23 protein-coding genes are annotated in these 21581 nt (G+C 60.2%); 9 read left to right on the forward strand and 14 right to left on the reverse strand.

Features of this window, described 5'->3' with window-relative positions; translation table 11 throughout:
• Positions 1 to 46: 46 nt before the first annotated feature.
• From HF257_RS21950 to HF257_RS21990, 9 genes are all read left to right on the forward strand, one after another.
• Positions 47 to 709 carry a riboflavin synthase gene (locus HF257_RS21950; protein WP_185708642.1) on the forward strand — a complete coding sequence of 221 codons (663 nt, stop codon included), beginning with the start codon at positions 47 to 49 and terminating at the stop codon, positions 707 to 709.
• Positions 710 to 724: 15 nt separating this feature from the next.
• Positions 725 to 1816: a bifunctional 3,4-dihydroxy-2-butanone-4-phosphate synthase/GTP cyclohydrolase II gene (gene ribBA / locus HF257_RS21955; protein ID WP_185708641.1), complete on the forward strand. Its 1092-nt coding sequence runs from the start codon at positions 725 to 727 to the stop codon at positions 1814 to 1816.
• An 88-nt stretch (positions 1817 to 1904) separates the two neighbouring features.
• Positions 1905 to 2381 (forward strand): 6,7-dimethyl-8-ribityllumazine synthase, encoded by a 477-nt coding sequence (gene ribH / locus HF257_RS21960; protein ID WP_003176356.1) that lies wholly within the window; start codon positions 1905 to 1907, stop codon positions 2379 to 2381.
• The gene (gene nusB / locus HF257_RS21965; protein WP_010206836.1) at positions 2378 to 2878 is read left to right on the forward strand and encodes a transcription antitermination factor NusB; all 501 of its coding nucleotides are present in this window, start codon (positions 2378 to 2380) and stop codon (positions 2876 to 2878) included. The genes ribH and nusB overlap by 4 nt, the downstream gene beginning before the upstream one ends.
• An 18-nt stretch (positions 2879 to 2896) precedes the next feature.
• A complete protein-coding gene (gene thiL / locus HF257_RS21970) occupies positions 2897 to 3862 on the forward strand; it encodes a thiamine-phosphate kinase (RefSeq protein WP_185708640.1) in 966 nt (321 codons plus the stop codon).
• Positions 3863 to 3916: 54 nt separating this feature from the next.
• Positions 3917 to 4645 carry a substrate-binding periplasmic protein gene (locus tag HF257_RS21975; RefSeq protein ID WP_185708639.1) on the forward strand — a complete coding sequence of 243 codons (729 nt, stop codon included), beginning with the start codon at positions 3917 to 3919 and terminating at the stop codon, positions 4643 to 4645.
• 129 nt (positions 4646 to 4774) lie between these two features.
• Entirely contained in the window at positions 4775 to 5392 is a 618-nt protein-coding gene (gene ribA, locus HF257_RS21980; protein ID WP_185708638.1) for a GTP cyclohydrolase II, read from the forward strand.
• Positions 5389 to 5808 (forward strand): MFS transporter, encoded by a 420-nt coding sequence (locus HF257_RS21985; RefSeq protein WP_185708637.1) that lies wholly within the window; start codon positions 5389 to 5391, stop codon positions 5806 to 5808. Before ribA ends, HF257_RS21985 begins: the two co-directional genes overlap by 4 nt.
• Entirely contained in the window at positions 5805 to 6593 is a 789-nt protein-coding gene (locus tag HF257_RS21990) for a cobalamin-binding protein (protein WP_185708636.1), read from the forward strand. Before HF257_RS21985 ends, HF257_RS21990 begins: the two co-directional genes overlap by 4 nt.
• A 156-nt stretch (positions 6594 to 6749) precedes the next feature.
• Here the strand turns inward: HF257_RS21990 and dxs are convergent, their stop codons facing one another.
• The 14 genes from dxs to HF257_RS22060 all read right to left on the reverse strand — a co-directional run bounded on the left by dxs (position 6750) and on the right by HF257_RS22060 (position 21532).
• Positions 6750 to 8648, reverse strand: a complete 1899-nt coding sequence (gene dxs, locus HF257_RS21995) for a 1-deoxy-D-xylulose-5-phosphate synthase (protein WP_185708635.1) — start codon at positions 8646 to 8648, stop codon at positions 6750 to 6752.
• 110 nt (positions 8649 to 8758) lie between these two features.
• Positions 8759 to 9646 carry a (2E,6E)-farnesyl diphosphate synthase gene (gene ispA / locus HF257_RS22000; RefSeq protein ID WP_185708634.1) on the reverse strand — a complete coding sequence of 296 codons (888 nt, stop codon included), beginning with the start codon at positions 9644 to 9646 and terminating at the stop codon, positions 8759 to 8761.
• Entirely contained in the window at positions 9643 to 9885 is a 243-nt protein-coding gene (locus HF257_RS22005) for an exodeoxyribonuclease VII small subunit (protein WP_003176346.1), read from the reverse strand. Before HF257_RS22005 ends, ispA begins: the two co-directional genes overlap by 4 nt.
• A 170-nt stretch (positions 9886 to 10055) precedes the next feature.
• Positions 10056 to 12479, reverse strand: a complete 2424-nt coding sequence (locus HF257_RS22010; protein ID WP_185708633.1) for a TonB-dependent siderophore receptor — start codon at positions 12477 to 12479, stop codon at positions 10056 to 10058.
• A gap of 103 nt (positions 12480 to 12582) precedes the next feature.
• On the reverse strand, positions 12583 to 13515 hold the full coding sequence (locus HF257_RS22015; RefSeq protein WP_185708632.1) for a FecR family protein: 933 nt from the start codon (positions 13513 to 13515) through the stop codon (positions 12583 to 12585).
• Positions 13512 to 14021: an RNA polymerase sigma factor gene (locus HF257_RS22020; protein WP_185708631.1), complete on the reverse strand. Its 510-nt coding sequence runs from the start codon at positions 14019 to 14021 to the stop codon at positions 13512 to 13514. Before HF257_RS22020 ends, HF257_RS22015 begins: the two co-directional genes overlap by 4 nt.
• A 266-nt stretch (positions 14022 to 14287) precedes the next feature.
• On the reverse strand, positions 14288 to 14920 hold the full coding sequence (ycaC, locus tag HF257_RS22025; protein WP_122486070.1) for an isochorismate family cysteine hydrolase YcaC: 633 nt from the start codon (positions 14918 to 14920) through the stop codon (positions 14288 to 14290).
• A gap of 429 nt (positions 14921 to 15349) precedes the next feature.
• Positions 15350 to 16123: a LexA family transcriptional regulator gene (locus HF257_RS22030; protein WP_185708688.1), complete on the reverse strand. Its 774-nt coding sequence runs from the start codon at positions 16121 to 16123 to the stop codon at positions 15350 to 15352.
• Positions 16124 to 16336: 213 nt separating this feature from the next.
• Positions 16337 to 16864: an inorganic diphosphatase gene (gene ppa, locus HF257_RS22035; RefSeq protein WP_003219382.1), complete on the reverse strand. Its 528-nt coding sequence runs from the start codon at positions 16862 to 16864 to the stop codon at positions 16337 to 16339.
• A 109-nt stretch (positions 16865 to 16973) separates the two neighbouring features.
• Positions 16974 to 17789: a M90 family metallopeptidase gene (locus tag HF257_RS22040; RefSeq protein ID WP_185708630.1), complete on the reverse strand. Its 816-nt coding sequence runs from the start codon at positions 17787 to 17789 to the stop codon at positions 16974 to 16976.
• Positions 17790 to 17795: 6 nt separating this feature from the next.
• Positions 17796 to 18452, reverse strand: a complete 657-nt coding sequence (locus HF257_RS22045; RefSeq protein ID WP_016978561.1) for a DedA family protein — start codon at positions 18450 to 18452, stop codon at positions 17796 to 17798.
• A 304-nt stretch (positions 18453 to 18756) separates the two neighbouring features.
• Entirely contained in the window at positions 18757 to 19215 is a 459-nt protein-coding gene (locus HF257_RS22050; protein ID WP_017735604.1) for a GNAT family N-acetyltransferase, read from the reverse strand.
• Positions 19216 to 19307: 92 nt separating this feature from the next.
• Positions 19308 to 20141: an ethanolamine ammonia-lyase subunit EutC gene (eutC, locus tag HF257_RS22055; protein WP_185708629.1), complete on the reverse strand. Its 834-nt coding sequence runs from the start codon at positions 20139 to 20141 to the stop codon at positions 19308 to 19310.
• The gene (locus HF257_RS22060; protein WP_185708628.1) at positions 20138 to 21532 is read right to left on the reverse strand and encodes an ethanolamine ammonia-lyase subunit EutB; all 1395 of its coding nucleotides are present in this window, start codon (positions 21530 to 21532) and stop codon (positions 20138 to 20140) included. Before HF257_RS22060 ends, eutC begins: the two co-directional genes overlap by 4 nt.
• Positions 21533 to 21581 lie beyond the last annotated feature (49 nt).

Genomic DNA, 21581 nt, shown 5'->3' on the forward strand with positions numbered 1-21581 from the left:
CTGACCGGGCGCTCAAGAGCCCCGTACCGTTTTCCAGGAGAAGGCCATGTTCACCGGCATCATCGAATCCATCGGCAGCATTCGTGCAATGACCCCAAAAGGCGGCGACGTTCGCCTGTCGGTTGAAACCGGCAAGCTCGACCTCGGCGACGTCAAGTTGGGCGACAGCATCGCTATCAACGGCGTTTGCCTGACCGTCATCGAGTTGCCGGGCAACGGCTTTGCCGCCGACGTCAGCCGGGAAACCCTGGACTGCACCGCGATGAACGATCTTGCGGCCGGCAGCCCGGTGAACCTGGAAAAAGCCCTGACCCCCACCACCCGTTTGGGCGGACACCTGGTCAGCGGTCACGTCGATGGCGTCGGCGAAGTCGTTTCCCGCAGCGAAAACGCACGTGCCGTGGAGTTCCGCATTCGCGCCCCCAAAGAGCTGGCCAAGTACATCGCCCACAAAGGCTCGATCACCGTCGATGGCACCAGCCTCACCGTGAACGCCGTAAATGGCGCCGAATTTGAACTGACCATCATTCCCCACACCCTCAGCGAAACCATCATGGCCTCGTACCAGCCAGGTCGCCGGGTGAACCTGGAAGTCGACTTGCTTGCCCGTTACCTGGAGCGCCTGCTGTTGGGCGATAAGGCCGCAGAGCCAACATCTGGGAACATCACTGAAAGTTTTCTGGCCGCTAACGGCTACCTGAAATCCTGACCAAGGGGGTGCCGCGTGGCGCTCAATAGCATCGAAGAACTGGTTGAAGACATCCGCCAAGGCAAGATGGTCATCCTGATGGATGACGAAGACCGCGAGAACGAAGGCGACATCATCATGGCCGCCGAGGCCTGCCAGCCTGAGCACATCAACTTCATGGCCAAGCACGCCCGTGGGCTGATCTGCATGCCCATGAGCCGCGAGCGTTGCGAGCTGCTCAAGCTGCCGTTGATGGCGCCGCGCAATGGCTCGGGTTTCGGCACCAAGTTCACGGTTTCTATCGAAGCAACCACCGGCGTCACCACCGGTATTTCTGCCGCTGATCGCGCGCGCACCGTGCAAGCGGCTGCCGCCAAGGACGCCAAGGCCGAAGATATTGTGAGCCCAGGCCACATCTTCCCGCTGATGGCCCAACCGGGCGGCACCCTGGCCCGTGCTGGCCACACCGAAGCTGCCTGCGACCTGGCGCGCATGGCCGGTTTCGAGCCGAGCGGCGTGATCTGCGAAGTGATGAACGACGACGGCACCATGGCCCGTCGCCCTGAGCTGGAAACCTTTGCGGCCGAACACAACATCAAGATCGGCACCATTGCCGACCTGATTCACTACCGTATGATCCACGAACGTACCGTTCAGCGGATTGCCGAGCAGCCACTGGACAGCGAACTGGGCCAATTCAATTTGGTGACCTACCGTGATTCAGTGGAAGGCGACGTGCACATGGCCCTGACCCTGGGCACCATTTGTGCTGATGAACCGACCCTGGTACGTGTGCACAACATGGACCCGCTGCGCGACCTGCTGATGGTCAAGCAACCGGGCCGTTGGAGCCTGCGAGCCGCCATGGCTGCGGTTTCCGAGGCGGGCAGCGGTGTGGTGCTGTTGCTCGGCCATCCGCTGGATGGCGACGTGTTGCTGGCGCATATCCGCGAAACCGCCGACCACGCGCCGGTGAAAAAACCGACCACCTACAGCATCGTCGGTGCCGGTTCGCAGATCCTGCGTGACCTCGGTGTGCGCAAAATGCGCCTGATGAGTGCACCGATGAAATTTAATGCGATATCCGGTTTCGATCTGGAAGTTGTAGAATACGTGCCCTCCGAATAAAGGCCGGCGATTCTTGCCCCTTGTTCGCGGTTAAATCATCACTAAGGGACGCACTTTTCGCGTCCCGGCTCTTTAAGAGATTTGTCGAATGACCCTGAAGACCATCGAAGGTACCTTCATCGCCCCCAAAGGCCGCTACGCCCTGGTGGTTGGCCGCTTCAACAGCTTCGTCGTTGAAAGCCTGGTAAGCGGTGCCGTGGACGCCCTGGTTCGCCACGGTGTGAGCGAAAGCGACATCACCATTATCCGTGCCCCTGGCGCCTTCGAAATTCCACTGGTTGCGCAAAAAGTTGCTCAACAGGGTGAATACGCGGCGATCATCGCCCTGGGCGCGGTCATTCGTGGCGGTACTCCGCACTTCGAATACGTGGCCGGCGAATGCACCAAGGGCCTGGCCCAGGTGTCCATGGAGTTCGGCGTGCCAGTCGCTTTCGGCGTACTGACCGTTGATTCCATCGAGCAAGCCATCGAGCGTTCCGGCACCAAGGCCGGTAACAAAGGTGCTGAAGCTGCCCTGTCCGCCCTGGAAATGGTCAGCCTGCTGTCGCAGTTGGAGGCCAAGTGATTTCCGACGAGAGCGACAACTTCAACCCGCGTGAGCCACGTCCAGCCGATGCTGGCAAGCCATCGAAGAACGAGAAGCGTCGCGCTGCTCGTCAGTTGGCGACCCAGGCGCTGTACCAGCGTCACCTGGCGGGTGCGTCGTTGAACGAAATCGAAGCGCAGTTTCGCGTCGACAACGATTTCACCTTTGCTGACCTGCCGTATTTCCACGACATCCTGCACGGCGTGCATGCTCACCTGACCGAGATCGATACAGCCCTGGCACCTTGCCTGGACCTGACCATCGAAGAACTGGACCCGGTTGAGCTGTGCGTCATGCGCCTGTCGGCCTGGGAACTGCTCTATCGCGTCGACGTGCCGTACCGCGTAGTGATCAACGAAGGCATCGAACTGGCGAAAGTCTACGGTTCGACCGACGGTCACAAGTTCGTCAACGGCGTGCTCGACAAGCTGGCCCCGCGCCTGCGTGAAGCCGAAGTGAAGGCGTACAAGCGCTAATCTGCGCTTGAACCTTTGATGGGCGAGTTCGAACTGATCCGCAAATACTTCGCCGCCGCGCCTTGTGCGCAGGGCGGCGAAGGTATTGCCCTGGGGATCGGCGACGACTGCGCCTTGCTGGCGCTCCCCGCTGGGGAGCAGTTGGCGGTTTCCACCGATACCTTGGTGGCCGGGGTGCATTTTTCCGACCCCTGCGACCCGTTCCTGCTCGGCCAGCGCTCGTTGGCCGTTGCGGTAAGCGACCTGGCCGCCATGGGCGCCCATCCTCTCGCGTTTACCCTTGCTCTCACCACGCCGACGGTCGATGCCGATTGGTTGCAACGCTATGCCCTGGGTTTGAATGTCATGGCGCAAGGCTGTGGCGTCGTCCTGGTGGGCGGCGACACCACGCGAGGCCCGCTTAGCCTGACCATGACCGTGTTCGGTCGTGTGCCCGCTGGGCAGGCATTGACGCGCAGCGGTGCGCAAGCGGGTGACCTGCTGTGCGTGGGGGGCGAATTGGGCAATGCCGCTGGCGCCTTGCCGCTGGTATTGGGCCAACGCACGGCCGATGCAGCCATCGCCGAGCCACTGCTGGCGCACTACTGGTCGCCGCAGCCGCAGTTGGCCCTCGGGCTGGCGTTGCGGGGCAAGGCGACGTCTGCGATGGATATCTCCGACGGGCTCCTGGCCGATTGCGGGCATATCGCCAAGGCCTCGGCTGTCAGCTTGTTGATCGAGCGCCAGCAGTTGCCATTGTCCAAGGCCTTGCTGGCGTTTGTGGGGGATGACCAGGCGCGTGTGGCGGCCCTAAGCGGTGGCGACGACTACGTGCTGGCGTTCACTCTGCCGCCTGCCGAGTTGGCGCCGTTGCTGGCCGCTGGTTGGCCGGTCCATGTGATTGGCCGGGTCGAAGCGGGGCAGGGCGTAACGCTGCTCGACGCCAATGGGCAAGACATCACGCCGGCCATTCTCGGCTATCAGCATTTTCGCGAAACGCCGTAAACCGGCGACCTGCGCTACCCTCTATACGATCTTCACGGAGTAGGAGGCTGTCCCATGGATGTGCGCGGCTGGTTTTTGGTAGTGCTGTGCGCCTTCACATCCCTGGCGCACGCCGATGAGGTGTCGGTGGTTCCCGGCAAGGTCCTATTGGCCAGCGAGGCCTGGGATGATTACACCAACCCCGACGGTCGCGGGCTGGCCTGGGACGTGCTGCGCAAGGTCTTCGAACCGGCCGGAATCACACTGCAAACCCGCTCCGAGCCTTACACGCGCTCGGTCGGCTTAGCCCAGCGCGGCGAGGTCGATGGCTGGGTTGGTTCCTATCGCGATGAGGCCAAGGGTGTGCTTTACCCTCATTGGAACTTCGATTCCGATCACATCTACGCCCTTGGCCTGGCCAGTACGCCCGCGCCGACGATAGCTACGCTCGGCAATTATCGTTTGGCTTGGGTGCGTGGCTACAAGTACGAGGACTACCTGCCCAATGTGCACCGCTTCAACCAGATCGAACGCCGTGATGGCATCCTGCCGATGCTTCGACATGCCCGCGCCGACTTTTATATCGATGCCTTGACCGAAGCCCGTGAAGTCCTTGGGCAAGCGGATGATCCCTCGACGTTCAAGCTGACCCATATCGCCGAACTGCCGCTGTACGTGGGGTTTGCCGATAATGAACGGGGGCGGGGTTTAATGGAGGTGTTCGACCAGCGCATGGCGGTCCTGGTGAAAAATGGTGAGTTGAAGCCGATTTTCGAACACTGGAATCAGCCCTATCCGTTCTGACCTGCATAGAACCGGGACGAAGGCCAATCGAACACATTGATCTTTATCAGCGATAATTCAGCTTAAGCGTCTGTAGGAACGTGCTGTTACAATGGCCGCCTTTGTAAAAACTGAAATCAGGAGCACACGGTGCCCGTCGTTTTCGTCGCCGCTTCCAAGCTGCCTACCCCTTTTGCCACGTTCACCATGAACGGCTTTCTTGAAGAAGCCACCGGCCGCGAGCACGTCGTGCTCAGCCTGGGCGATATCACCGATGGCGCACCGGTGCTGGGTCGCGTGCACTCCGAGTGCCTGACCGGTGATGCACTGTTCAGCCAGCGTTGCGACTGCGGTTCGCAACTGGAAGCCGCCATGCGCGCCATCGCCCGTGAAGGCCGTGGCGTGTTGTTGTACCTGCGTCAGGAAGGCCGCGGCATTGGCCTGATGAACAAGATTCGCGCCTACGAGCTGCAAGATGGCGGCGCGGACACCGTCGAAGCCAACGAGCGCCTGGGCTTCGCCGCTGATCAGCGTGACTACGCGATCTGCCTGCCTATGCTTGAACACCTCGGCGTCAAATCCCTGCGTTTGATGACCAACAACCCGCGCAAGGTCAAAGCCTTGACCGACATGGGTATCACCGTGGCCGAGCGCGTGCCGCTGCACACCGGGCACAACCCGCACAACAAGCTCTACCTGGCCACCAAGGCCAGCAAGCTCGACCACATGATGGGCAATGAGCATCAGGGCGAGGTCGACCGCGCGTGACCCGAGGCCAGGTGAAACGGCGACTGTCCTTCAACTGGTGGCAGTACCTGGCCCTGGCGTTGCTTCCCCTGTTTGTGATCAATCTGGTATTCGGCCAAGCCGAATCCCTGCTGCCAGTGTTGGCCATGCCGTTCTTTATCGCCGGCGTGGCCTCGATGTTTCTTAGCCTGCGTCACTTCAACGGCTACAAACACGCGTTGATCGCCACCTCCAAAGCCCTCGATACCCCCGAAGAACCGGCTGCCTGGATTACCCTGGCGGCCCGTCGACGTGCGGCGTTGCTGATCGCTGCTATTCCTGCCTGGATTGGCGCGCTGGCGGTGTTCGTAGGGTTGGAAGCCGTGCCGCTGTGCTTGCTGGCGCTGTCGACCCTGGTGTTGTTCTACCTCTACCGCATCCCCCGTCAACTGGGATGATGCGCCGCTGGCTGGCCGTTCTGCTGATGGCATCGAGTGCTCAGGCATGGGCGGTTGAGCGCGTGGTCAGCCTCGCGCCGTCTCTTTCCGAAATCGTGGCTGAACTGGGCGCTGCCGACCTGTTGGTGGGTGTGCTTGATGGTGGCGAGCGGCCGCCGGAACTGGCACAGGTGCCGTCAGTTGGGCACTACGGCCAACTGGACATGGAGCGCCTGCTCAGTCTCAAGCCCGACCTGATCCTGCTCTGGCCCAGCAGTGTCGGCCCGGCCCAGCGCGAGCAGTTGCAGCGTTTGAACATCCCCATTTACGTCGCCGAACCCCATAGCCTTGAACAGCTCACTACCCATGTCCAGGCCATCGCCGAGCAATTGGAGCGCGCTGATGCCGGCCGGCTGTTGGCCGCGCAGTTGCGCCAGCGCCTGGCCGAACTGCGCCAGCGTTATCAGCGGGCGCAGCCGCTGCGGGTGTTCTATCAAGTGTGGAACCAGCCGCTGTACACCGTGGGCGGTGGGCAGATCATCAGTGATGCGCTGAGTGTATGCGGCGGGCGCAATGTGTTTGACGACCTCAAGTTACCCGCGCCGCAGGTGAGTATTGAGTCGGTGTTGCAGCGTGATCCCGAGGTAATTCTTGTCGGTGATCAAGCGCAGATGGAGGCTTGGAAAGCCTGGCCAATGATGGCGCCGCGAGTGCGATTAGTGCCGGATAAAGGCGTGGAGCGGCCTAGTGGGCAGATGGTGGAGGCGGTGGCGAGGTTGTGTCAGGTGATATCGCCGAACCGCTGACACCGAGCCAGCTTGAATTGTGTACGCGGTCAAAAATGTGGGAGCGAGCTTGCTCGCGAATACGATGTGTCAGCTACAGAGAAGCTGACTGATACACCGTCTTCGCGAGCAAGCCCGCTCCCACATTTTAGTTCCGGTTTCTGTCGGAATATCGGGCTACAGGCCCAGCAGCGCCATGCGCTCGCGCACCGATGCTTCGATCCCGGCTTCGTCCAGCCCACACTCAGCCAGCATCTGCGTCGGCTTCGCATGTTCGACATACGCGTCCGGCAAGCCCAGATGCAGCACTGACTTGAGGATGTTCTCCCGCGCCAGGAACTCACTGACCGCCGCACCGGCGCCACCCATGATGGCATTCTCTTCGATGGTCACCAGCAGTCCGTGGCTGCCGGCGATCTCGCGCACGAGTGCTTCATCCAGTGGTTTGACGAAACGCATGTCGACCACGGTGGCGTCGATCTTCTCGGCGACCTTCAAGGCTTCGGCCAATTGCACGCCAAACACCAGGAACGCCGTCTTGCTGCCTTGGCGACGCACGATGCCCTTGCCGATTTCGATAGGCGACAGGTCCTTCTCGATCAGCGCATTCGGGCCATTACCGCGCGGGTAACGCACGGCGGCCGGGCCGTTGTACAGGTGGCCGGTGCTGAGCATCTTGCGCAGTTCGTTCTCGTCGCTCGGCGTCATCACCAGCATGCCGGGGATGCAGCGCAGGTAGGAGAGATCGAAGCTGCCGGCGTGGGTTGGGCCGTCCTCGCCCACCAGGCCAGCACGGTCGATGGCGAACAATACGTCGAGGTTCTGCACCGCCACGTCATGCACCAACTGGTCATAACCGCGCTGCAGGAACGTGGAGTAAATCGCCACCACGGGCTTGGCACCTTCACAGGCCATGCCGGCTGCAAAGGTCACCGCGTGTTGCTCGGCAATCGCTACGTCGAAGTAACGCAGTGGGAAACGCTCACTGAACGCCACCAGGTCGGAGCCTTCCTTCATCGCCGGGGTGATGCCCACCAGACGCGGGTCGGCGGCGGCCATGTCGCACAGCCATTCGCCGAACACCCCTGAATACTTCGGCCCGCTGGCTTTTTTCGGCGCAGCGGCGGGGGCGTCCACGGGTTCCAGCTTGGTGATGGCGTGGTAGCCAATCGGGTCGACTTCCGCCGGGGCGAAACCTTTGCCCTTTTTGGTGACGATGTGCAGGAACTGCGGGCCCTTGAGGTCACGCATGTTGCGCAGCGTGGCGATCAGGGTGGGCAGGTCGTGGCCGTCGATAGGGCCGATGTAGTTCCAACCCAGCTCTTCGAACAGGGTGCCGGGCACCAGCATGCCCTTGGCATATTCTTCGGTGCGACGGGCAATTTCCCACGCGCCAGGCAGACGCGAGAGCACCTTCTTGCTGCCTTCGCGCATGCTGGCGTAGGTACGGCTAGAGAGGATTTTTGCCAGGTAATTGGACAGGCCACCGACGTTGCGCGAGATCGACATGTCGTTGTCGTTGAGGATCACCAACATGTTGGCGTTCACTTCCGGCGCATGGTTCAGCGCTTCGAAGGCCATGCCGGCGGTCAGCGCGCCGTCACCGATCACCGCAATCGCCTTGCGATCACTGCCTTGCAGGCGGGCGGCAATCGCCATGCCCAGCGCTGCACTGATGGAAGTGCTGGAGTGGCCGACGCCAAAGGTGTCGTACTCGCTCTCGGAGCGGCGCGGGAAGGCGGCAATGCCGTCCTTTTGGCGCAGCGTGCCCATTTGCTCGCGACGACCCGTGAGGATCTTGTGCGGATACGCCTGATGGCCCACGTCCCACACCAGCCGGTCGTCCGGGGTGTCGAACACGTAATGCAGGGCGATAGTCAGCTCGATGACGCCCAGGCCGGCGCCGAAATGCCCACCGGTCTGGCCGACCGTGTAGAGCAATTCCAGGCGCAACTCATCGGCCAGGGTTTCCAGCTCGGCTTCACCCAGACGGCGCAGGCCGACCGGCGTGACAGCGCGGTCGAGCAGGGGCGTGGACGGGCGCTTGCGGGGAATCTCTTGAAACGTCGTGGGCATCAGGCGAATCGTTATAGGTATAGAAGAGGCGGCAGTTTACCTCAAGCATTGCAAACTGCCCACGCAGAGCGCCGAACTTGGCTGATATGCGGCCGTAAAGGCCGCCGTTATCAGTGCCGGCGTTCGACGATATACCGCGCCAGGTCCCGCAGCGGCTCGGCCGCCGCGTCGAAAGGTCGCAGGGCGTCCAGGGCTTGATCGCGCAGTTCCAGGGCGTACGCCTTGGCCGCGTCCAGCCCGAGCAATGCAGGATAAGTCGGTTTGTCCCGTGCGATATCGGCACCCTGGCGTTTACCCAGGGTGGCGGTATCACTTTCCACGTCGAGAATGTCGTCCTGCACCTGGAAGGCCAGGCCGATGGCGCGGGAGTAGGTGTTCAGCGCGGCCAGCTGTGCAGCTTCGGCGCGGCCACTGGCCAGGGCGCCCAACTGTACGGCGGCTTCGATCAGCGCGCCGGTCTTGTGGCGGTGCATGTATTCCAGGGCTTTTTGATCAAGTTTTTGGCCGACCGATCCCAAGTCGATGGCCTGGCCGCCAACCATGCCGGCAGGGCCCGCAGCCACTGCCAGGGCGGTAACCATGCGCAAGCGAACCTCGGCGTTGACGCAGCTCAATGTCGGGTCCAGCAATGCGCTGAACGCCAGGCTTTGCAGGCCGTCACCGGCCAGGATCGCGCAGGCTTCGTCGAAGGCTTTATGGGTAGTGGGCTGGCCGCGACGCAAGTCGTCGTCGTCCATCGCCGGCAAATCGTCATGCACTAGGGAATAAGCGTGGATCAACTCCACCGCGCACGCCGCACCATTGGCCTGCTCGGCCGGTGCGCCCAGCGCTTCGCACGCGGCATACGCCAACAATGGACGCACGCGCTTGCCGCCATTCATCACGCTGTAGCGCATGGCTTCGTAAAGACGCTTGAGTTCGGGGCTTGGCGCAACAAACAAGGGTTCCAACGCCGCATTGACCCGGGCTTGGCTACTGGCCTGATACGCGTCGATCATTCCGGCTGTTCCGCATCGAAAGGTTCTTCGGCCAATTCCCCGTCACGTTCCAGCAGCACCTGCACCTTCTGCTCCGCCTGCGCTAACGCGCTCTGGCAGTCGCGAGTCAGGCCGATGCCTTGCTCAAACGCTGTCAACGAGTCTTCCAGCGACAACTCGCCGTTCTCCAGACGCTCGACCAGGGTTTGCAGGTCGGCGAGGGATTGTTCGAAATCGAGTGCAACTTTTTTGCGGGCCATGGCGGCTATTCCGGTAGACGGTAAACCGGCGGGACACTAGCAGACATGGGGATTCTGGGCAAATGAGCGGGGGTGGTCTAAGAAGAGCGTGAGCCGAATAAATGAATTATTCGGCTCACAAAATGAGCCGATTGCTCACGCTATTCGGCTCACTACTCTTTCAGACTTTGTTAAAAATCGTACTTGAAACCCGTCATCACATTACGCGGCGCCCCATAAACCCCGGCGCTGGTGGTGGTGAAGTATTCCTTGTCGAACACGTTGTTGAGGTTCACCGACGCTGAGAGGTTTGGGGTGATCTGGTAACGCGCCAACAGGTTGGCCACGGCGTAGCTGTCTTGGGTGTAGTACTTCAAATCGAAGCCGGTTTTGCTCTGCCAGTTGAATCCGCCGCCAACCGTCAGTTTGTCCAGCGGGCCGGACAGGCGGTACGTGGTGAACATCTTTACGCTGTGGCGAGGGATTTGCGTGGCAATGCGCTGGTCATCCGCGTCGGTGCTGACGCTGTAGGTGTAACCCCCGGCGACGTTCCAACCCTGGGCCAGTTCGCCGTTGAGCTCCAGTTCCACGCCCTGGGTAGTGGTGCCTTGCACCGCTTTGTACGCTTGGAAACTGGTGGGTGTCAGGTTATTGCCGTCAGGTTGCGACAGGTTGTCCTGCTCAAGTTTGAACAATGCCAGGCTCGCGTTGAGCATGTCGTCATTGAAGCTGCCCTTGACCCCGAGTTCATAGCCGGTGCCCTCAAGCGGCGCCAGGTAGGAACCGGTCACGGTCTGGTCGCTTTGTGGGCTGAAGATCTTGGTGTAGCTGGCGTACACCGACCAGATGTCGCTGAGGTCGTAAACGATCCCGCCGTACGGGATGAACACGCCGTTTTCTTCACGATTCAAATGGATGTCGTCGTAACCTGCTGCGGTGTAGGTCACGTCATCAGTTTGCTTCCAATTGATCAGGCGTCCGCCCAGGATCAGGCTGGTGGCGTCATTCAGGTGCCAGCGTGAGGTGAGGTAGGCCGAGTACTGGTTTTCCTTGAAGTCCTCTTCGCCTTTTTTCTCGAAATTGGGCTTGGGCGCGTTGCCGTCCCAGTCGTAGACAGGCCCGATGCTGCCGTCGTAACCGCCGCGCATCCAGCCGCCGTAATCCGGCGCGTTGGTGTTGCGGATCTGCGACAGCTGCACGCCTGCGATCAGTTCATGTTCGCGCCCCAGCAGTTCAAAGGGGCCGGTGACATAGACGTCAATTGCGTTCTGCTTAGGGTTACCCTTGAATTTATTGGGCAGCACGGCAGCGCCGAGCCCGGTGGCGGGGTCGATGTCGCCGTACAGGTAGCTGATCGCCGAGTCGTATTGATTGTCGGTGTGGGTGAAATCGAGCTTGGCGCTCCAGCCGTTATCGAACTGATGCTCCAGGGATGCGAAGTAGCTGGTCTGGTCGTGGTCGTAGAACGACCAATCGGTGGCGGTGTTGAACGAGCGCTTGAAGTCTGTGCGCCCCCCGGCACTGCCGAACAGTGGAAAACCGCTGCGAGGCGGCGCGTGGGTGTGCACGGTCTGGTAGCTGAAGCCCAGGGTCAACAGGGTGCTTTCGCTCAGATCAAACTCACTGATGCCGTAGACCAGGTTGGTGTCCTGTTTATAGCGGTCGACCCAGGAGTGCTGGTTTTTATAATCCAGCACCATGCGCCCGCGGATGTTGCCGGCATCGTTCAGCGGGCCGGAGACGTCCACCGACGTGCCGTAGCGATCCCAGGTGCCGGCTTCGCCGCTGATACTGGCTTGAGGCGTGGCGGTAGGGCGCTTGCGGATCAGGTTGATGGTGGCGGACGGTTGGCCCATGCCGCTGATCAGGCCAGTCGCGCCGCGCACCACTTCAACCCGGTCGTACATGGCGGTGTTCTGGGTGTAGTTGTCCATGCGCGACGAGGTAGGTACACCGTCGACCTCAAAGTTGCTGATAGCGAAACCGCGCGAATAATAAGCGTCGGAGTCGGCGCCCTGGCCTTCGCGTACCACCGTGATACCGGATGTGGCCTCCATCGTGTCCGTCAGGTTCGACAGCTTCTGGTCGGCGATGCGTTGTTGGGTGATCACCGTCACGGACTGCGGGGTTTCCTTGAGCGCAATGTTCAGCCGGTTGGAACTGCTGGACGATTGCGTGGTGTAGGAACCGGTGCCTTCGGTGATGGATCCGGGCGCCTTGCCGGAAATACTCACGGCCGACAGTTGCAGGGTATCGCCGGTTGCAGCCGGGATATCGATCACGAAACTGCTGGCATTGGGCTGGCTGTAACGGGCGCTGGTGCCGCTGGTGAGGATGCTCAAAGCTTGCTGTGGCGTATGTTCGCCACTTAGTGCCGTGGAGCGCAGGCCGGCGGCTTGCGTCGCGTCATAGATAATCTGGTAGCCGCTTTGTTGGGCGAACTGGTCCAGCGCATCGGTCAACGATTGTGCAGCGATATTGAAATTCAAACGCTGACCGCTTGCCTCGCTCGCCGCAGGCGTTGCGGCCTGGGCAAACGACAGCGGCAAGCCGACGGCCATCAAGGTGACCGCCAGCGGTAAGTATTTGAACCCCGTGACTTGTGAATAGTGCATACATCCTCCCCCGAGTTACAAATGATAATGCTTCCTAAGTGCGGGGTAAGACGCAGCAGGCATCCAAATTACCGTGAGAGGCGTAAATAATTTTTCGAGGCAGTCAGCCGCGCACGATCAGCACTCGACGGGTGAGGGAGGTAGTGCGCAATTTCTGCGCACTGATCAACGCGTCGACGGCACTGTCGATTTGCTGGAGGTTGAAGCTGGCGCTGATGGGGCGTTGCGCGGCCTGGTCGTCGAGCCATATGACCCGGCCGCCCTGGTAGCGCATCAACTCGTCGAGGACGTCCCGCAGCGGCGCATTGCGCACCCGCAGTTGGCCGTCGCGCCACGCTAGCAGGCGGTCGGCGTCGACAGCGATAGGTGGCTGGATCTGGCCGTCAATGACCTTGAGTTGTTCACCCGGTTTCAGCGGTTGATGCTGCCCGCCGGCCATCACTTCGACCTGGCCGCGCAACAGCGTGACTTCATCCTGGTTCGAACCGTGGCTGACCGAAAACGCGGTGCCCAATACCTGAACCCGCGAGTTGCCAGCACGTACTACAAACGGCCGGCCATCGTGGCTCACGTCCAGAAACACTCGACCTCGCAGCAAGTTTACGCGGCGTTCATTGCTGTTGAGCGTGATATCGACGGCGCTGTCGCTGTCCAGATGCAGACGCGATCCGTCGGCCAAGGTGATGTCCTGCTGCCGCCCCGTGGCGGTGGCGTAATCACTGCCCCAGGTGCTCATCGGTGGCGTCATCAGCATCACCGTCGCGAAGGCCAGCACCAGGCAGGCCGCCGCTGCGTAGGTCGCCCGTCGCGACAGTGGGCGTCGCCGCTCAGTGCGCCGCACAGCGTGGGCTGGGCGCTCGAGCAATGTCCAGAGTGTCTCTACGTTCTGGTAGGCATTGGCATTGAGCGGTTCCGCGCGCCACAACTCAAACGCGTTGCGCTGTTGGGCGCTGACATTGTCGGCACGCAGACGCGTCCACCAATCCAGCGCTTGCTGATCACGTTCGGACGGCGAGGGGTTTGGCTGATTGTTCATCGGGACTCGTTGGCGTGCAGGACAGCGGCGCAATGGGCCATGGCCTTGTTCAAATGCCGCTCCACTGCACGGGCATCCAGGCCCAGCCGAGTGGCGATCTCCTTGTAACTCAACTGCTCAACCCGAGCCAGCAGAAACACCTCACGGGTAGGCGAGGGTAGCCCATCAATCAAGCGCTGCAAATGCTCAAGGGTGTTGCCGGCAATCGCGCTGTTCTGTGGGTCGGCGTCACCGGCCAGCGCCTGCAGTTCCTGCTCATCGCTGACACCGCGTACGCGATTACGCCGAGCGTGGTCGATGCTCAGGTTGTTGGCGATCCGGTACAGGAAGGCGCGAACGTTGCCGATCTTGGCGACCTCGCTGTTCATCAGGCGGATGAACGCGTCCTGCAGCAGATCGTTAGCGGTTTCGCGGCAATTGACCCGGCGAGTGAGGTAGGCCAGGAGTTCACTACGATGCCGGCGGTAGAGCGGGCCGAGGTTGCGGTTGCCAGGGTCGTCGGACATGGCGGGGGCGCCGCTCTGGGAAGTAGGGGAGTGCGATGTTAGTGGTAATGAGAAGTTGTCGCAAGAACGTCAGGTATTCAAGACGCACTCACCCTGAGCGGTTTTAACTGTGCTTCAAACGCCTGCAATCCAGAATGCATCGTCTGCAAATGGGCTATTTGGGTTCTGAAAATGGGGTTTTCAGGGTTGGGGGTGCTGTATGGGGGGCGTCAAGTCACAACAAAGAGCCTGCTTTTCAGGGCAGGCTTATTGGGCGAGGTGGTCTATTAGTCTTTACGAGCGGTAAGCGCCGAATAACCATTCATCAAGTTGCGATAGTTCGGAATCCGCTGGGACAGCAAGTTGCCCAGCCCTTCAATATCGTTGCGCCAGTCGCGATGTAGCTCACAGGCCACCGAGAACCAGTTCATCATCTGTGCGCCGGCCTGAGTCATGCGACTCCACGCCGCCTGCTGCACCGTGGTGTTGAACGTGCCCGACGCATCGGTCACCACGAACACATCAAACCCTTCTGCCAACGCCGACAGTGTCGGGAACGCCACGCACACATCCGTGACCACACCCGCAATGATGATCTGCTTACGGCCCGTGGCCTTGATCGCCTTGACGAAGTCTTCGTTGTCCCACGCGTTGATCTGGCCAGGTCGAGCGATGTACGGCGCGTCTGGGAACATCTCTTTCAGCTCAGGAACCAGCGGGCCATTCGGGCCTTGTTCGAAGCTGGTGGTGAGGATGGTCGGCAGTTCGAAGAACTTGGCCAGGTCGGCCAGGGCGAGCACGTTGTTCTTGAACTCGTTGGGGGAGAAGTCCTGGACCAGTGAGATCAGGCCGGTTTGGTGGTCGACCAGCAGGACTACGGCGTCGTCTTTGTTGAGGCGGTTGTAGGTTGGAGTGCTCATGGTTGAATCCTTTTTTTGTTTAGGTTGGTTGGGCGTTGTGTTCAACATGGGCATAGGTTAATGGTGGATTGGAGAGGGATAAATCAGGCGGGACGAGTCTTACTGTCAACTGTGGAAGGACAATGAGGGTTTGCGGTTTGTGCAGCAGCTTGTTGCATAGTCAAAGGAGAGTGAATCGAGGTGCGTCAGAGGGGAGTGGGGTGTCAGTGCTTGTTTTTCAGGCATTAAAAAGCCGGCTTGTGGCCGGCTTCTCGGGGACTGCTTCAGCTTGTTTTTGACAAGCCTCACCAGCCTTCAAATCGCTCAACCCACGTTGCGTCAGGCTGAATAAAAGGGGCATCAGCGGGAACTCCTCCGCATCGCCGAGCAGGGTGAATAGCGTTAAGCCACCCCCTGCCAAATGTGCGGCGCATGATACCCACATTCACCTCAAATGCCCACCTCCGGATCCGATTTAGAGCCTTCCCAGCTCAATAGATGCTCATCCAGCGGGACGGGCGGCCGGCGGTTATTCAGTGTGGACCACCAGAACACCCAGCCCACGATCTGGACGCTTTGTTCGAAGCGCTCTTCGTGTGTCAGGTACTCGTCCGGGTGTTCACTGGCGTTATGGCTGCGCAGTCGCAAACCACCTCCAGGGCGGTTGTACAGGTATTTGATGCGCAGCATGCCGCCATGTTCGACGGCGTAGATTTCGCCGTCGATGATTTGGGTGCGGCCTCGGTCTATGGCGAGGGTGGCGCCTTGTTGAATGATGTCGATCATGCTGTTGTCGACCATGTAGGCGCCCAATGCACGGTCGGGGTTTACGTTAAGGGTTTCGAATGTGTGCCGGGAGATGCGGATGCGCTCGGCTGAGGTGAACGTGAAGTGGAGGGGGATCTCCACGTCTATTTTTTCCGGGTGACAGGCCGGGCCTGTGAGGTATTTGCCGCTTTCTTCGCGGGTAGGGAGTCCTTTCCTGGTATCAGGGCCTTCCAACATGAAGTTGGCCGGTGGGTGTTTGGGACCTTCGCCGGTGCGTAGCCAACGACTGGAGATACACAGTAGTTCTGCGATCTCATTGAGTCGGCCCATGGGTACACCGCGTTTGAACCAGTTGTTCACGTGTTGAGGCGTGACGCCGCGGTTCTTGGCGAAGTCGGAGGCGGAAAGATGAACTTCCCTAAGTAGTGCTTTTAAACGATCACCTGATGTATTCATAAACGCAGAGTTTACTGGCCGGAAAAACAAATCAAATAAACTATGCGTTGAATTGCGGGTGTAGGTTTTTGCTGTGTTGTGGCCTGATTTTTCAACTTTCTTGCATGAATAAACATTTAGTGTTGTTAGTTGAACTTGGTGTTTAATTTTCCCTATAAAAAGCCCCGAATAATCGGGGCTCTCTTTTATTGCCGAGGCAATGAGTAGCAAGTATCAGCCTTTGTAGGCAGCCACCGACTTCAGGATCTCGGCACGGGCGGCGTCTGCGTTACCCCAACCGTCGATCTTCACCCATTTGCCTTTTTCGAGGTCTTTGTAGTTCTCGAAGAAGTGCTTGATCTGTTCCAGCAGCAGTGGCGGCAGGTCGGTGTATTCCTTCACGTCAACGTACAGCTGGGACAGCTTGTCGTGAGGTACCGCGATAACTTTGGCATCGCCGCCGCCGTCGTCGGTCATGTTCAGGATGCCGACTGGGCGGGCACGGATAACCGAACCTGGGGTAACTGGGTATGGGGTTACAACCAGCACGTCGAGGGGGTCGCCGTCGTCAGCCAGGGTGTTAGGGATAAAACCGTAGTTGGCCGGGTAGAACATCGGGGTGGCCATGAAACGGTCAACGAACAGGCAGTCGCTGTCTTTGTCGATTTCGTATTTGATCGGCGCGTGGTTGGCCGGAATCTCGATGGCGACGTAGATGTCGTTCGGCAGGTCTTTGCCAGCCGGAATCTTGCTGTAGCTCATTGGGCGTTGCCCCCGTTAATTGGCCAAGAAACTTGGCCGGATTGGCCTAAAAGTGGCGGCGATTATAGGCACATTCCGCCGCCGATGCCATGCGCCAGACGTCGTACGGTTATTCGCCTTGCGGCTGATAACGCGGGTCGTGCGCCTGCAGTTGGTTCAGGCGGGCCAGAGGATCCTGGCGATAAAAGAGGCTGAGCTGGGCGTACACCTGTGGATAACTATTGACCAACAAATCCGGGGCGCTGAAAAAATATTCGCTGGTGACCGCAAAGAATTCCGCCGGATTTTCGGCGGCGTAGGGGTCTATCTCCGTCTCGGCATCCGGGTTGGCGTCCAGTTGGCGATTGAGGTCGTCGTAGGCGCTCTGCATCACGCTGGCCCACTCTTGCACGCGCATGTCGTGGTGCAGCGGTGGCAGGCCGTTGGCGTCACCGTTGAGCATGTCGAGCTTGTGCGCCAGTTCGTGGATGACCAGGTTGTAGCCTTCCCACTGTCCGCTTGCCAGCACGCCGGGCCACGCAAGAATCACCGGACCTTGTTGCCAGGCTTCGCCGCTGTGTTCGCCGTCCCATTCGTGCTCGATGCCGCTGCTGTCGCGGTGGCGCTGGGGGCTGAGGAAGTCGTCGGGGTACAGCACGATTTCGTGGAAGCCCTGGTACCAATCAAGGTCGCCCAGATTCATCAGCGGCAACTGCGCCTGGGCGGCGAGCAGCAGGCGTTGTTCCTGGTGCAGTTCGACGCCGGGCAAAGCGGTGAGGTGCTTTTCATTGAGGAACACCACGCAGGCTTCACGCAGCCACTGGTCCTGCTCGGCGCTGATGCCATCGAGGAAGGTCAGGTGGTGGCGCACCCGTTGCCAAGTGTCATCGGCAATCGGGTGCTTGGCCAGCAGGCGCCGGCGACGCCAGGCGCTGAGGGACCACATCGCGGTTTACTGCGGCTTGGCTTCGGAGGAGGTGCGGCCAAAGCGGCTGCGGAATACGCCAATGATCATCGGCACCAGCGACAGCAGGATGATAAACACCACCAGCAGCGACAGGTTTTTCTTGATGAACGGCACGTTACCGAAGAAGTAACCCAGGGTCACCAGGCCACCCACCCAAAGAATGGTGCCGAACACGCTGAACCCGAAAAAGCGCGGGTAAGGCATTTTAGCGATGCCAGCAACAAAAGGTGCGAACGTGCGCAGGATCGGCAGGAAACGCGCCAGGGTGACGGTTTTGCCGCCGTGCTTGTCGTAGAAGTCGTGGGTTTTTTGCAGGTAGTCGCGGCGGAAGATTTTTGAGTTCGGGTTGCTGAACAAGCGCTCTCCGGCTGTTCGCCCGATGACATAGTTGGTGCTGTCTCCGAGAATCGCCGCCAACATTAACAGGCCCCCCAGCAAGACCGGGTCCATGCCGCCGCCTGCAGCCACTGCGCCGGCGATAAATAGCAACGAATCACCCGGCAGGAACGGCATGACCACCAGGCCGGTTTCACAAAAAATAACCAGAAACAGAATGGCGTAGATCCACGGACCGTAATTGGTAACCAGCAGGTCGAGGTACACGTCGAGATGCAGGATAAGGTCGAGCGGGTTGAAATCCATGGATGGCACCTGTGTGGATGGCCCGGCTCAGCAGGCCTGTGCGGAAGCTCGGGTGAAGAAGGCTACGAGTGTATGCCGCATTTCTTACAACCCTGAAAGGTCCGCATTATACGGATTGAGAGGTGAAAAGCGTGTTGGTTTTGTAGCGAGGGATGTCGTGCGAATGCTTGGCGCACGCGATCTAAATGTGGGAGCGGGCTTGCTCGCGAATGCGGTGGGTCAGCAACAGGTGTGTTGACTGACACGCCGCTTTCGCGAGCAAGCCCGCTCCCACTAGGGATTTGCGGTGTTTGGACGATTGGGGTCAGTCTTCGCTGATCGGCAACACGTAGTTCTTGAACTCCGTATCTTCACGAAACCCGATCGACTCATAGGTCTTCTGCGCCACTTCATTGTCACTGCTGGTCGATACTCGCAGCCGCACTGCGTGGGTTTCCTTGGCCATTTTCTTCGCAGTGCGCATCAGGTTGTCCGCCACCAATTGCCGGCGAGCGTCTTCGGCCACGTAGATGTCATTGAGGATCCACACACGCTTGAGTGACAGCGAGGAAAAGCTCGGGTACAGCTGGCAAAAACCGAGCAGTTTCTTGTCGTCGTCATCCGCCAGCGCCAGGTAGATCACCGACTCCTTGCGGCGCAGGCGCTTTTCCAGAAAGGCCCGCGACGAGTCCGGGAAGGGCAGGGCCCCGTAGAACTCGCGGTATTTGACGAACAACGGGGTCAGCAGGTCCAGGTGTTCCAGGGTCGCTTGAGTAATCCGCATGTCAGGCCTCAACTTCCAAATGGGGGATGACCACACAAGCGGCCGTGACTCGATGCTGCCTAAAGGCGCGAAAAAGCGCAATCGTGCAGCTATCAGTCATTCGGTGGGCTGAGCAGGAAATTCCCTTTCATCAGGTCTGGATCATCGGATTCGATCGTCTGGACCTGCGCCTCATCCTTGAGATTGACCCCCGACAGCTGCCGACGACACGCCTCTCGCATCAAGTACAGCAAACGATGGGCCGCCATGCCATAACTCAAGCCTTCCAAGCGCACATTGGAGATGCAGTTGCGATAGGCATCGGTGAGGCCAACCATGGGGTTGTAGGTGAAATACAGCCCCAGACTGTCCGGCGAACTGAGCCCCGGCCGTTCGCCGATCAGGATCACGGTCATCTTGGCGCCGAGCAATTGCCCGATTTCGTCCGCCACGGCCACGCGGCCCTGTTCCACCAGCATCACCGGTGACAGCGACCAACCGTCTGCGCTGCTCTGTTCCTCCAGGCGCGTCAGGAACGGCAGGGTGTGCTTATGCACCGCCAAGGCCGACAGGCCGTCAGCCACCACGACCGCCAAGTCCACACCGCCAGGTTTGGCCGAAGCGTGATCGCGCAGCAATTGGGCAGACTCATCACTCAGGCGCCGCCCCAGGTCGGGGCGTTGCAGGTACATATGACGGTCCGTCGCGGCACTGTGCAGCAACAGACTCTCGCGGCCCCGCTCGGCCAGTTGGCTGCTGATGCCCGCATGGTCGAACGGCAGGTGCACCGCATCGCGTGCCTGGGCGTGGGCGAACTGGAAGTCCAGTTGCGCGTGGGTGGGAATGCTGGTGCCAGTGCGGCCCAGAGCAATGCGCGCCGGGGTCAGGCGGCGCAGTTCCAGCCACGGGTTGTCAGGTAGGTCGAGTTCCACGGGCGGCTCCTTCATCCCAATTGCGCCAAGGCTTGGCGAAATGCCGGTGGCAGGCTGTTGCCGAAGTGCACCTTGCCGTCGGCTTGCGTGAAGATGCCCATTTTCGCCAGCCATTGTTCAAACTCGGGTGCGGGTTTCAAACCCAATGTTTGTCGGGCGTACAAGGCATCGTGGAACGAGGTGGTCTGGTAGTTGAGCATGATGTCGTCGGAGCCGGGGATACCCATGATGAAGTTGATCCCGGCCACGCCGAGCAAGGTCAGCAGGGTGTCCATGTCGTCCTGGTCGGCTTCGGCATGGTTGGTGTAGCAGATGTCGCAGCCCATCGGCACGCCCAGCAATTTGCCGCAGAAGTGGTCTTCGAGGCCGGCGCGGATGATCTGTTTGCCGTTGTACAGGTACTCGGGGCCGATAAAGCCCACAACAGTGTTCACCAGGAACGGCTTGAAGTGCCGGGCGACTGCATAGGCGCGGGTTTCGCAGGTTTGCTGGTCGACGCCAAAATGCGCGTTGGCCGACAAGGCGCTGCCCTGGCCGGTTTCGAAATACATCAAGTTCTGGCCCAATGTGCCGCGATTGAGGCTCAAGCCCGCCTCGTAACCTTCCTGCAGCACGTTCAGGTTGATACCGAAACTGGCGTTGGCCGCTTCGGTACCGGCAATCGACTGGAACACCAGGTCCAACGGCACGCCACGGTTGATCGCCTCGATGGAGGTGGTGACGTGAGTCAGCACACAGGCTTGGGTCGGGATCTCATAGCGCTGGATGATCGCATCGAGCATTTCCAGCATTGCGCAGATCGACGCGATGCTGTCGGTGGCCGGGTTGATGCCGATCATGGCATCGCCATTGCCATAGAGCAGGCCGTCGAGAATGCTGGCGGCGATACCGGCCGGTTCGTCGGTAGGATGGTTGGGCTGCAGGCGTGTAGATAAACGTCCGCGTAGGCCCATGGTGCCGCGAAATTGCGTGACCACGCGGATCTTTTGCGCCACCAGTACCAGGTCCTGTACGCGCATGATCTTGGAGACGGCAGCGGCCATCTCGGGTGTCAGACCTGGCGCCAGCGTCCGTAGGCTGTGTTCATCGGCCGCATCGCTGAGCAGCCAGTCACGCAGGCCGCCCACGGTCAGGTGGCTGACCACGGCAAACGCTTGCTTGTCGTGGGTGTCGATGATCAGCCGGGTGACTTCATCGCTTTCATAAGGGATGAGCGCTTCCTCAAGAAAGTGCTTGAGCGGGATGTTCGCCAACGCCATCTGCGCGGCCACCCGTTCGCCGTCGTTCTGCGCGGCGACACCGGCGAGGAAATCCCCGGAACGTGCGGGGCTGGCCTTGGCCATCACGTCCTTGAGGCTGTCGAAGCGGTAGGTGTGTGCACCCACCGCGTGGGAAAAGCTTGCCATACAGTGTCTCCTTGACGACGCAAGCAACGGCCTGCGTCGAGGTTTTCGG

Source organism: Pseudomonas cremoris (genome assembly GCF_014230465.1).